This is a genomic window from Cucumibacter marinus DSM 18995 (genome assembly GCF_000429865.1).
In the GTDB taxonomy this organism is placed as follows: domain Bacteria; phylum Pseudomonadota; class Alphaproteobacteria; order Rhizobiales; family Devosiaceae; genus Cucumibacter; species Cucumibacter marinus.
In genome coordinates, this window is record NZ_AUCR01000001.1 from 92,232 (window position 1) to 104,357 (window position 12,126).

The window sequence follows — 12,126 nt, forward strand, 5'->3', positions numbered from 1 at the left end:
AAAGCCCGCCCGGCGAATTCGCGCGGACAATAGCCGGGAGCGTCCCGGTGTCAACCGGTATGGCGCGGAATGGGCCAGAAAATTGGATGTGGTTAGCGGGCCGGTGAGGGCAGGCTGACGCCGGCATAGTCGGCGGTGCTGCATTGGAGTTCGGCGCGACCGATTTCGGCGCAAAGCCGCTCGGCTTCCGCAAGGCTGGCGACGGGGCCGGCAATCAACCGGGTTTCGCCTTCCTCGCTCAGCTTGGGGTCGAGAAGCGGATCGAGGCCGATCAGCAGTCCACCGACATCCTGGCGGATCGCCTGCCATGCCGCCGGCGCGTCGCCGGGCGCAACCGGGGCGCCGATGACGAGCCCGACGCTGTGACCATCGAATTCGCGGAGCGGTCCGCGTACCGCGTCGAGGCTATCCGGCATGGGCTGAGTGCGCGCGGCATTGGCCGCGGCCAGTTCTTCTTCACTGGGGAACATCGGGCTGCGTTTGACCACCAGAATGCCGCCTTCCACTTCCCTGGTTTCCGACAGCAGGTCCTCGCCGATCGCAGCGGTCAACAGATTGTAGTCGAGGTCTGCGTCGGGAGGGAGCGATTCGAGAAGCATCGGGATGCTCAACTCGAGCGCGCCGACCCGGCGGGCAAAGTTGGTCCGATTGTCTTCCATCAGCGAAACGCGTGTGTTGAGTACCGCATTGGTGCGTTCGGCGCGGGCCAGTTCGATACGCATGCGGTCGACTTCGGCCTTCATGCCCACCATGTTGCCGGTCTCGATGCGGGTTGCGTGCAGGCCAACCAGCCAGTTCTCCGGCAGATAGGCGGCAAGGTTGGTCGACATCACCGCGAGCGCAACCGATGCGACTGCAGCAACACCCCAGCGCATGAAATCCTTCTTCTCGGTGCTCTTCTTGTGGCGGGTCGCCAAGCTTCTCTCCGTCAAGCGCCTGCGAATCGTTGCTGATTCAGTTTACTATCGATTTAATTCGTTTCCCCTTTGACAACATGGCGCGGTCACAAATCCCGACAAATTTGTCATATAGGCACGGCAGGATTGGCCGAACGCCGGAAAATGGCGGGCGGCGAGGAAGGGACAAAAGGCTCTATGGCTGACTTGCTGGCGATCATCCTTGCCGCGGGCGAAGGCAAGCGGATGAAGTCGGACACCCCGAAGCTTCTGCACCGGGTCGGCGGCATGCCGATCATCGGGCATGTGCTGGCCGCCGCGCGCGGCAGCGGGGCAACCGAGCTGGCGGTCGTCACGGCGCCCGGCGCCGATGCTTTCGAGACGGTGATCAGGCAGATCGCGCCCGATGCCGGGATCTTTGTGCAGGACGAGGCGAAGGGCACCGCCCATGCGGCCATGGCGGCCCGTGAGGCCTTCGACCGTGCCAAGGGCAACGTGATCGTGGTCTATGGCGACCATCCACTGTTGCGGCCGGAAAACCTTGATAGCGTGATCGCACCGCTCGATGCCGGCAAGCATGCGGCTATTCTCGGCTTCAAACCGGAAAGCCCGACCGGGTATGGCCGGCTGATCACCGAGGGCGACCGGTTGCTGGCGATCCGCGAGGAAAAGGATGCCAGCGAGGAAGAACGCAGGATCGGGCTTTGCAATGCCTGCGGCCTGGCGTTCAGAGCCGATGTGTTCCGCGACCTCATCGACAAGGTGACGGATGACAATGCCCAGGGCGAATTCTACATCACCGATCTCGTCGAACTGGCCAATGCCGAAGGGCTCGATGTCGGCTATGCCATTGCGCCCGAGGCCGATGTTGTCGGCGTCAATTCCCGGGGGCAGCTCGCCGTTGCCGAGAAGCTGTTCCAGAAGCGCCGCCGCGCCGAAATGATGGATGCGGGGGTCACGCTCATCGATCCCGATACGGTCTATTTCAGCTACGACACGGCAATCGAGCGTGATGTCGAAATCGAGCCGGGTGTCTGGTTCGGGCCGGGCGTGTCGGTGAGCAAGGGCGCGAGTATCAAGGCCTGGTCGCATCTTGAAGGCTGCACCATCGGGCCGGGTGCCGAGATCGGGCCCTTTGCGCGGCTGCGGCCCGCGGCCGAGATCGGCGAGGGCGCGAAGGTCGGCAATTTCGTCGAAGTGAAGAAGGCGAAAGTCGGCAAGGGCGCCAAGCTCAACCACCTCAGCTATATCGGCGATGCTCAGGTGGGCGCTGCGGCCAATATCGGCGCGGGCACCATCACCTGCAATTACGATGGCTTCAACAAATGGCTGACCGTGATCGGCGAGGGAGCCTTTATCGGTTCGAACTCGTCCCTGGTCGCCCCGGTCAATATCGGGGACGGCGCCTATGTCGGCTCGGGCAGCGTCATCACCCAGAACGTCGAAGCTGACGCCCTGGCGCTGGCACGCGGGCAGCAGGTCAACAAGCCGGGCCGGGGGGCGGATCTCCGCGCCCGCAACAAGGCCATCAAGGATCAACGCAAGAACGACAAGGCCTAGGCAGTTTATGTGCGGAATCGTCGGGATTATCGGCCAGGCGCCAGTGAGCGAACGGCTTCTCGAGGCGCTGAAGCGCCTGGAGTATCGCGGCTATGACAGTGCGGGGATCGCTACGGTTGGCGGCGACGGTGCACTGACACGGCGCCGGGCGGAGGGCAAGCTGGGCAATCTCTCCGCGCGTCTTGAGGCGGAGCCGCTGGCTGGCAATATCGGCATCGGCCACACCCGTTGGGCGACCCATGGTGGGCCGACAGAGACCAATGCCCATCCGCATATGACCAGCCGCGTGGCGGTCGTGCAGAATGGGATCATCGAGAATTTCAAGGCGCTCAGGGAAGAGCTGGCCGCCGATGGTTACGAGCCGCAATCGGAAACCGATACCGAGGTGGTGCCACTGCTGGTGACCCGCGAACTGGCCCGCGGTGCGACTCCGCAAAAGGCCGTCGAGACGGTGCTGGCAAAACTGAATGGCGCTTTTGCCCTGGCGCTGATCTTCTCTGGTGAACAATCGCTGATGATCGCGGCCTGCCGCGGCGCGCCGATCGCCGTCGGCCATGGCGATACTGAGACGTATCTGGGGTCGGACGCCATGGCGCTCGCGCCATTCACCAATCGGGTGACATTCCTTGAGGATGGCGACTGGGCGGTTCTCGAGGGCAGCAAGATTTCGCTTTTCGACCGGGCCAATCAACCGGTCAAGCGCGCCGTGATCACCACCCAGGCCAGTGGACTGTTGGCCGACAAGGGCAATCACCGGCACTTCATGCTGAAGGAAATCCATGAGCAGCCGGAGACGGTCGGCCATACGCTCGCGCATTATGTCGACCTTGCCAGCGAGACGGTGCGGCTGCGCGAAACCCTGCCCATCGATTTCGCGGATATGCCACGGCTGACGATTTCGGCCTGCGGCACGGCTTATTATGCGGGGCTCGTCGCCAAATACTGGTTCGAGCGCTATGCGCGCCTGCCGGTCGACGTCGATGTGGCCTCCGAATTCCGGTACCGCGAACCGCCCATGGAGAAGGGCGGCATGGCGCTGTTTATCTCGCAGTCGGGGGAAACCGCCGACACGCTGGCCGCGCTGCGCTATTGCGCGGGCGCGGGGCAACACATCGCTTCGCTTCTCAACGTCACCGAATCGACCATCGGCCGGGAATCCGACGTCGTATTCCCGACGCTTTGCGGTGCCGAGATCGGGGTGGCCTCGACCAAGGCCTTCACGTCCCAGTTGACGGCGCTGGCCGCACTCGCCGTGGCCGCCGGCAAGGCGAGGGGCACGATTTCCGCCGGGGAAGAGGCGGAGCTCGTGCGGGCACTGGCCGGGTTGCCGGGGCTTATGCACGATGCGCTCAGAGCCGAGAAGCAGACCGAAGACATCGCCCGACAGATGGCGCGGGCCTCCGACGTTCTGTATCTCGGGCGCGGGCAGATGTTCCCGCTGGCGCTTGAAGGCGCGCTCAAGCTCAAGGAAATCTCCTATATCCACGCCGAAGGCTATGCGGCGGGCGAACTCAAGCACGGGCCGATCGCCCTGATTGAAGAGGATCTGCCCGTGATCGTGGTCGCTCCCTCGGACGACCTCATGGAAAAAACGCTTTCCAACATGCAGGAAGTGGCGGCCCGTGGGGGTTCGATCGTGCTGATCACCGATGAGGAGGGGGCGAACCAGGCTGGCGACAGCGCTGCCGAGGTGATTACCGTGCCGACGGTTCACAACATGCTGGCGCCCATCGTTTGTGCGCTGCCGGTGCAGCTTCTGGCCTATCACACGGCGGTGCATATGGGCACGGATGTCGATCAGCCCCGAAACCTGGCCAAGTCCGTGACCGTTGAATAAGCATGTCCGCCCGAACCGCGAAGCCGCGAAATAACAAGGTGATATCCGATTGATATGGTTCTGGGCGGCTGACCGAACTGTTTGAATATGCGATATTGGAGATGCCGGCCTGCGTTCCTATATAGGTCGGTATAACCCCGCAGGAGCAATCCACAGTGCATTTGCCGGACGATCCGACCCCTCACGTTGGCAAGCGCAGCGCGTTTGGCCGCCGCCTTACCAACTATTTTCTCACGGGTCTGGTTATCGCCGGCCCCCTGGCCATCGCCATCTATGTGACATGGTGGTTCATCGGCCTGATCGACAGCGTCGTCAAACCGCTGCTCCCCGCCGCTTACAATCCGGACAACTACCTGCCGGTCGCCTTGCCTGGCGTCGGCGTGGTGGTGGCTGTCGTGGGCATTGTGATCCTGGGGTTCCTGACCGCGACCCTGGTCGGACGATCGCTGATCACCTTCGGGGAAAGCGTTCTGGCGCGGATCCCCTTCTTCTCGGTGCTCTATCGCGGGCTCAAGCAGATCTTCGAGACCGTGGTCAGCCAGTCGAAGACCAATTTCCGCGAAGTCGGGCTCATCGAATATCCGCGTCCGGGTCTTTATGCACTCGTGTTCGTGTCAACCACAGCCAAGGGCGAGGTGGCCGAGAAGGTCGAGGGTGAGGATATCGTCAGCGTCTTCCTGCCGACGACGCCGAACCCGACTTCGGGCTATTTGCTGTTCCTGCCGCGCAAGGATGTCACGGTGCTCGACATGTCGATCGAAGATGGTGCCAAGCTGGTAATCTCCGCCGGCCTGGTGATGCCTGAGCAGCGAGCCCAGGAGCTTGCCGGCCAGATCAAGCACAAGGCCGCTGAACACGAGGCCGAAAAGCACCATGACGACCACAATGACGATCCCGGCAGCAGCAAGGCTGCCGAATAGCGTCAGGCCCGTCATCTGGCCGCGTTTCTGAACGGTGAACCGGGATCCCCTTCACCTGGAAACGCTCTAGCCCGCCTTGATGAGCGGGATCGCAAGGTCCCGCCTCAGCAAATACAACAGGTTACGCACCGCGTCACCGCGCGGGCTTGTCAGCCCCGGATCTTGTTCGAGGAGGGCCTGGGCATCGTCATGCGCGTATTCCAGCAGGTTGCGATGCAGATCGGGCAGGGCAAGGCGATAGCCGGGCATGCCCGACTGCCGGGTGCCCAGCAGATCGCCCTGGCCGCGCAGTTCCAAGTCGCGTTCAGCGATTTCGAAACCGTCCTCGGTTGATTTGATGGTGTCGAGCCGAGCCCGCGCCAAATCGGTCAACGGTTCTCCATGCAGCAACAGACAGGCTGAACGGGCCGATCCGCGCCCCACGCGGCCCCGCAACTGGTGGAGCTGGGCGAGGCCGAAGCGTTCGGCATGTTCGATGATCATGATGGTTGCGTTGGGCACATCCACCCCGACCTCGATGACCGTGGTCGCAACAAGGATCGCCAGTTCCCCGGCCAGGAACCCGTCCATGACGGCCTGTTTTTCCTGCGCTCCCATGCGGCCATGCACCAGCCCCACACGCGCGCCGAAGACCTCCCGCAGCTTTGCTGCCCGTTCTTCCGCCGACATGGCGGAGACTTCCTCGGATTCCTCGACAAGCGGGCAGACCCAGAACGCTTGAGCGCCTTCATCGACCCGGGCCTTGAGCCTTGCGATGACGCGGTCATAAGCGGCGACCGGCATGACGGCTGTGTCGATGGGCTGGCGACCTGCGGGCTTCTCGGTGAGCTTGGAGACCGCCATGTCGCCGAAGTGAGTGAGGACCAGGGTGCGCGGGATCGGTGTGGCGGTCATCACCAGCAATTCGGTGTGCCGGCCCTTGTCGGACAGGGCGAGACGCTGATGCACGCCGAAGCGGTGTTGTTCGTCGACGATCGTCAGCCCCAGATCGGCAAACTCGACCCCCGTCTGAAACAGGGCATGGGTGCCAACGGCAATCGATGCGTCACCGGAGGCGAGGCGGGCGAGGGCAGACTTTCGGGTGGCGGCGTCCTGCTTTCCGGTCAAAAGGACAATGCCGATTCCGGCGGCGGTGCACAGCGGTTCAAGGGTGCGGTAGTGCTGGGCTGCCAGGAGTTCGGTCGGTGCCATGAAGGCGGATTGCGCACCGTCCTCGGCCAAAGCGGCCATGGCCAGCAGCGCCACCAGCGTCTTGCCCGCGCCGACATCACCCTGCAGCAGACGCGACATGCGATTGGTTGAGGTGAGATCGGCCTTGATGTCGTCAAAGGCTGCGAGCTGACTGCCGGTCGGTGAAAAGGGCAGGGCGTCGAGAACCTTGCCGGTCAATTCCCCTGTGAGCTGGCGCGCGGTCCCCTTTTGGCGGGTCATGGTTGACCGGATGATCAACAGGGTGAGTTGGCCGGCGAGATACTCGTCATAGGCCAGCCGCGTGCGCGCCGTGTTGAACGGTTGCAGGTCCGCCGGGTCACCGGGATTGTGCACTTGTTCAAGCGCGGCACGGAAACTCGGCCAGTGGTTCGATTTGAGCCGCTCCGGGGCTATCCATTCGGGCAGGTCAGGCACCTGTTTGAGTGCCTCGACCACCACTTTGTGCACCGTCTTGTTGGTCAGCCCGTGGGTCAGCGGATACACCGGCTCGACCATGGGCAGGGTATCGAGTTCATCAGTGCGCACAATATGGTCGGGATGGCTGATCTGCTTCATCCCGCCGAAAGTGGTGACCGTGCCCGAGACAATACGGTTCTCGCCGACCGGCAGCACCTTTTGCAGCCAGGAGGCCTTGCCAGCGAAATAGGTGATGGTCAGCTCACCGGTCTCGTCATGGGTGAAGATGCGATAGGGCGCGCGGCGATTCCCCGGCGGCGGCCCTGCGTGTTCATCGATGTGAAGGCTGAGCGTAGCGACCGTGCCGGGAATGGCGGCCGAGATGCCGCCTTTCATGCGACGATCTATGGCGCCGGCAGGCATGTGCAGCAACACATCGACAAGGGGCGCGTCCTGGCCCTCGGGCGCATCGAAAAAGCGCGCCATCAAGGTGGCGATCTGCGGGCCGACGCCCTTGACCGACCGTACCGAGCGAAACAGCGGATCGAGACGGGTAGGCCGGGGCAATACAACGATTCCTGATGGATTCTCGAGAAGGTGGAATGGACCTTAGCGCCGTTGACGCGCGCGCAAAAGCCTGACAAATCCGTGGGCCTGTTCGCACCCGGCGCCTGTCGCCGGCCGTGATGCCCAGCAAAGACAGACGATCATGACCGCTTCGAATGCCGACGAATCCGAGCTTGTTCGCCGCCGCAAACGGGCGCACTTCCGCGCCTGGCACCGGGGAACCAAGGAAATGGACCTGCTGATGGGCCGTTTCGCCGATGCCCGGATCGAAGCGTTTGACGAGCCAGCTCTGACCCGTTTCGAGGCCCTGCTCGAGATCGCGGATACCGAATTGCAGGTCTGGCTGACCGGGCAGGCGGCCGTGCCACCAGATGTGGACAAAACCCTGATCGCAGAGATCAGCGCCTTTCACGCCGATGGGGACCCACAATCGTGAGCGCGCCCACCACCCCGCCTGACAAGCTGATCGGGGGTGTGCCGGACGGCATGCAGCCCTTCGTGGTCGCGGACCTGGTGCGCAGCGCACCGGGAGAAGGACCCGCGCGGCTGGTTTTCGTGGCGCGTGACGGGCGGCGCCTTCACAAGATGGCGGATCTTCTCGAGCGGATCATGCCCGACAGGACCGTCCTGAGGTTTCCGGCCTGGGACTGCCTGCCTTATGACCGTGTGTCGCCCAATGCAGGGGTGATCGCGGAGCGGATGACAACTCTGGCCTATCTGCGGGCCGCGCCGAAAGCGGGCGCAATCGTGGTTACCACGGTCAACGCCATCGCACAGCGGCTGATCCCCACCGAAGTCGTCGACACCTTCACCTTCTCGGTGAAGGGTGGTGCGGTTGTCGACAGCGAAAAGCTGATCGGTTGGGCCAATGCCAATGGTTATCTCCGCGTGCCGACGGTGCGCGAGGCCGGCGAGTTCGCCGTGCGGGGCGGGCTGATCGACTTGTTTCCGGCCGGTGCCGATGCACCGCTCAGGTTCGATTTCTTCGGCACGACTCTTGAATCGATCCGGCAGTTCGACGCCGAAAGCCAGCGCACCATCGGCCAGGTCAAGTCCATTTCCCTTGTGCCGATGAGCGAGGTGGTGCTGACCGAAGACAGCATCCGCACCTTTCGCGGCAACTACACTGCTGCCTTCGGCGGCGCGACGGCTGACGATCCGCTCTATGGCGCCATCAGCGCCGGGCAGCGTTTTGCCGGCATGGAGCACTGGTTGCCGTTCTTTTACGGCGAGATGGCCGGGCTTGCGGACTATACCGGTACCGCCAGTTTCGTGTTCGACGATCAGGCGCCGCAGGCTCTCAGCGAGCGCCGCGAGCAGATCGAAGACTACTACAAGGCGCGAACAGAAGCGCTCAGCGACCCTGCGGGCGGCGGTGCGCCCTATAAGCCCATCGAACCCGGCCAGCTTTACCGGCTCAATGCCGGTGTGTATGCGCTGGGTGAGGGCGGTGAAGCGATTCAACTATCACCCTTCGCCCCCGCACCGGGCGCCGCGAACGCCCTCGAAGACCAGGCCGGAAAACTTGCACCGAGCTTTGCCGCCGAACGCAAATCGAACGATATCAACCTGTTCGAGGCTGTCGTTAAGGCGATTGGCGAGAAACGCAAAGCAGGCAAGAAGACCGTCGTCGCCTGTTGGAGCGAAGGCACACGCGACCGCATGGCCCAGGTTCTGGGGGATCACGAGGCCGGCGGGCTGATCCGTCTGGACCGTTGGAGCGAGGTCAAGGACCTTGGCGCCAACAGCACGGGCCTGATCGTGCTCGGGCTCGATTCCGGGTTCGAAACCGAAGAGCTCTACGTGCTCTCCGAACAGGATATTCTCGGTGAGCGCATTATCCGCCCGACGCGGCGGGCCAAAGGCGCGGAGGCGCTGACCGAGGTTTCGGGCCTCTCTGCCGGCGATCTGGTCGTGCATGTCGATCACGGTATCGGGCGTTTTGTCGGGCTCAAGGCGATCGAAGTCAGCGGGGCCCCGCATGACTGTGTCGAGATCGAATACGCCAAATCCGACAAGCTCTACCTGCCGGTCGAGAACATCGAACTCCTGTCGCGCTATGGCTCGGACAATGAGCATGCGGCGCTCGACAAGCTTGGAGGTGTGGCCTGGCAGGCCAAGAAGGCCAAGCTCAAGAAGCGCATCCGCGAGATTGCCGATCAACTGATCAAGATCGCGGCGCAGCGCGAGCTCTCCAATGGCGAAGTCGTCGAAGTACCCGACGGGCTCTATCAGGAGTTCTGCGCGCGCTTCCCGTTCGAGGAAACCGAGGACCAACTCGAGGCGCTGGGGGCCGTATTCGAGGATCTGGCCGCCGGCCGGATCATGGACCGGCTGATTTGCGGCGATGTGGGCTTCGGCAAGACCGAAGTCGCTCTACGGGCCGCTTTCGCCGTCGCGATGAGCGGAAGGCAAGTTGCGGTTGTCGTGCCGACCACGCTTCTGGCGCGCCAGCACTACAAGACCTTTGCCGAGCGATTTGCCGATCTGCCGGTACGGGTGCGGCACATCTCGCGGCTGGTTTCAGCGAAAGAAGCCAAGCAAAGCCGGGAAGACCTGGCCGACGGGCGGGTCGATATCGTCGTCGGCACCCACGCCCTGTTGGCCAAGTCGGTCAAATTCAAGGATCTCGGCCTGTTGGTGGTCGATGAGGAGCAGCGCTTCGGGGTCGGACACAAGGAACGGCTCAAGGAACTCAAGGCCAATGTTCATGTGCTGACGCTGAGCGCGACGCCGATCCCGCGCACGCTGCAAATGGCGCTGACCGGCGTGCGCGACCTCTCGCTGCTGGCCACGCCGCCGGTTGACAGGCTCTCCGTGCGCAGCTTTGTCAGCCCCTTCGACCCGCTGGTGGTGCGAGAGGCGCTGCTGCGCGAGAAATATCGCGGCGGGCAGGCTTTCTATGTGGTGCCGCGGATCAAGGACCAGACCGAGATCGCCGAATTCCTTCGCGACCGGGTGCCCGAAGTTTCCTTCATGGTGGCCCATGGGCAGATGTCGGCCTCCGAGCTCGATGACATCATGAACGCGTTCTACGATGGCAAGTTCGACGTGCTGGTTTCGACCACCATCGTTGAATCCGGGCTCGACATTCCCAATGCCAACACCCTGATCGTGCATCGCTCGGACATGTTCGGATTGGCGCAGCTGCACCAGATCCGCGGCCGGATCGGGCGCTCCAAGGTGCGTGCCTATGCGCTTTTCACCATGCCACCCGACCGTCAATTGACGGGCACCGCCCAGCGCCGGCTGCACGTTCTGCAGTCGCTCGACAGCCTTGGCGCCGGGTTCCAGCTCGCCAGCCACGACCTTGATATCCGTGGGGCAGGGAACATTCTGGGTGAAGAACAGTCCGGACACATCAAGGAAGTCGGGTTCGAACTCTATCAGTCGATGCTTGAAGAGGCGGTCGCCAGCCTGCGCGCCGGCGGTGCCGAGGCGGAAGATGAAGGCCAGTGGTCGCCGCAGATTTCCATCGGCATGCCGGTGATGATCCCGGATCACTTCGTGCCCGACCTGCAGGTGCGCATGCAGCTCTACCGGCGCTTGGGCGAGCTCAGGGATGCGCGCGAGATCGACCGTTTCGGGGCGGAACTGATCGACCGTTTCGGGCCGTTGCCGGAGGAGGTCGAGGCGCTTTTGAAGATCGTTCTGGTCAAATCGCTTTGCCGCACGGCCAATGTCGAGCGGGTCGAAGCCGGCCCCAAGGGGGCCGTCGTCACCCTGCGCGGGGCCAAATTCCCCAATCCCGCCGGGCTTGTGGCGCTGATCGGCGATTCGAGCCAGCAGGTGCGGCTCAAGCCTGATCAGAAGCTTGTCTTTGTCCGCAACTGGATGACCCCAGAGGACCGGCTGAAGGGCGTTGCGGTCATTCTCACCAAGATGGCACGGCTGGCGGAAGCAGCGTAAAACTGCGGATTCTCCTTGCGGATAAATGCAAGGCGTTGTTGCGCGGGGGGCACGCGAGGGGCTATTCGCGTTTGGCGGCGGCAAACTGTCATGTTATTGCCCGAATTCCACGATCCTTAGGGCACCGACGAATTCAGCACTGTTGCCCGTTCACCGGGCCAATGCACAAGGAATGATAATGCGCTTCACCAAAGCTATCCTCACCTGTTTCGCCGCCGCGAGCCTGGCGCTGTTCCCGGCCACCGCCATGGCGCAGGAAAGCGGAAACTCCGGCGAGCAGGAACGCAAGCCCGAACAGAACTGGCTCAAGGTCTGCGACACGCTCGAAAGCGGCGAAGAAGCCTGCGTGATGCGCCAAACCATCCTGCAGGGTGGCCAGTTCTCCGGCGCCTTCCTTCTGCGCGACGACCCGACCCAGGACTACCGTCTGCTGGCCATTGCGGCTGTGCCGATCGGGGTGTTCCTGCCGGCCGGCCTGACGCTGCAGATCGACAATGCCAAGCCGATCAGCCTGCCTTATGTGATCTGCGACCCGCAGTCCTGCATGACCCAGCTGGCGGTCAACGAGGCTTATGTGAACAGCCTCAAGAAGGGCGCGCGCCTCGTCATGACCGCAAAGAACCGCCAGAACAAGGACCTCAAGATCGAGGTAAACCTGTCGGGCTTCACCGCCGTTTATGAAGGCGATGCCACCGTCACCGCCGAGGAACTGCGCGACCAGCAGACCGGCCAGTCGGCACTGGAGCAGATGCTTCAGCAGCAGGCCGAGAAGATCCGCCAGCAAAAAGAAGGCGGAGATTCGGGCGACAGCACTGACAGCGGCCAGTAA

General features: G+C 63.1%; 8 protein-coding genes. 6 read left to right on the forward strand and 2 right to left on the reverse strand.

From position 1 onward, the window contains the following. Positions 1–92 precede the first annotated feature (92 nt). The gene (locus tag G489_RS0100565; protein ID WP_029039868.1) at positions 93–917 is read right to left on the reverse strand and encodes a hypothetical protein; all 825 of its coding nucleotides are present in this window, start codon (positions 915–917) and stop codon (positions 93–95) included. 177 nt (positions 918–1,094) lie between these two features. On the opposite strand from G489_RS0100565, the gene glmU reads away from it, so the two are divergent. The 3 genes from glmU (at position 1,095) to G489_RS18505 (ending at position 5,213) form a co-directional block, all read left to right on the forward strand. Then, a complete protein-coding gene (gene glmU, locus G489_RS0100570; RefSeq protein WP_029039869.1) occupies positions 1,095–2,456 on the forward strand; it encodes a bifunctional UDP-N-acetylglucosamine diphosphorylase/glucosamine-1-phosphate N-acetyltransferase GlmU in 1,362 nt (453 codons plus the stop codon). Between the two features lie 7 nt (positions 2,457–2,463). Then, complete coding sequence (glmS, locus tag G489_RS0100575; RefSeq protein ID WP_029039870.1) at positions 2,464–4,293, forward strand: glutamine--fructose-6-phosphate transaminase (isomerizing); 1,830 nt, start codon at positions 2,464–2,466, stop codon at positions 4,291–4,293. A gap of 155 nt (positions 4,294–4,448) precedes the next feature. Continuing rightward, positions 4,449–5,213 carry a DUF502 domain-containing protein gene (locus G489_RS18505; protein WP_210162554.1) on the forward strand — a complete coding sequence of 255 codons (765 nt, stop codon included), beginning with the start codon at positions 4,449–4,451 and terminating at the stop codon, positions 5,211–5,213. A 66-nt stretch (positions 5,214–5,279) separates the two neighbouring features. Here G489_RS18505 and recG read toward each other — a convergent pair whose 3' ends face one another. Then, positions 5,280–7,388 carry an ATP-dependent DNA helicase RecG gene (gene recG / locus G489_RS0100585; protein ID WP_051332163.1) on the reverse strand — a complete coding sequence of 703 codons (2,109 nt, stop codon included), beginning with the start codon at positions 7,386–7,388 and terminating at the stop codon, positions 5,280–5,282. A gap of 142 nt (positions 7,389–7,530) precedes the next feature. On the opposite strand from recG, the gene G489_RS0100590 reads away from it, so the two are divergent. From G489_RS0100590 to G489_RS21490, 3 genes are all read left to right on the forward strand, one after another. Continuing rightward, on the forward strand, positions 7,531–7,824 hold the full coding sequence (locus G489_RS0100590) for an FAD assembly factor SdhE (RefSeq protein WP_029039872.1): 294 nt from the start codon (positions 7,531–7,533) through the stop codon (positions 7,822–7,824). A 50-nt stretch (positions 7,825–7,874) separates the two neighbouring features. After that, positions 7,875–11,297 carry a transcription-repair coupling factor gene (gene mfd, locus G489_RS0100595; protein ID WP_051332253.1) on the forward strand — a complete coding sequence of 1,141 codons (3,423 nt, stop codon included), beginning with the start codon at positions 7,875–7,877 and terminating at the stop codon, positions 11,295–11,297. A gap of 178 nt (positions 11,298–11,475) precedes the next feature. Then, positions 11,476–12,126, forward strand: coding sequence for an invasion associated locus B family protein (locus G489_RS21490; RefSeq protein ID WP_051332164.1), 651 nt, complete (start codon positions 11,476–11,478; stop codon positions 12,124–12,126).

What these genes read in the sequence shown, in the direction of transcription:
- glmU (WP_029039869.1), top strand. Translation starts at nt 1,095, where the DNA reads ATGGCTGACTTGCTGGCGATCATCCTTGCCGCGGGCGAAGGCAAGCGG.
- glmS (WP_029039870.1), top strand. Translation starts at nt 2,464, where the DNA reads ATGTGCGGAATCGTCGGGATTATCGGCCAGGCGCCAGTGAGCGAACGG.
- G489_RS0100590 (WP_029039872.1), top strand. Translation starts at nt 7,531, where the DNA reads ATGACCGCTTCGAATGCCGACGAATCCGAGCTTGTTCGCCGCCGCAAA.
- mfd (WP_051332253.1), top strand. Translation starts at nt 7,875, where the DNA reads ATGCAGCCCTTCGTGGTCGCGGACCTGGTGCGCAGCGCACCGGGAGAA.
- G489_RS21490 (WP_051332164.1), top strand. Translation starts at nt 11,476, where the DNA reads ATGCGCTTCACCAAAGCTATCCTCACCTGTTTCGCCGCCGCGAGCCTG.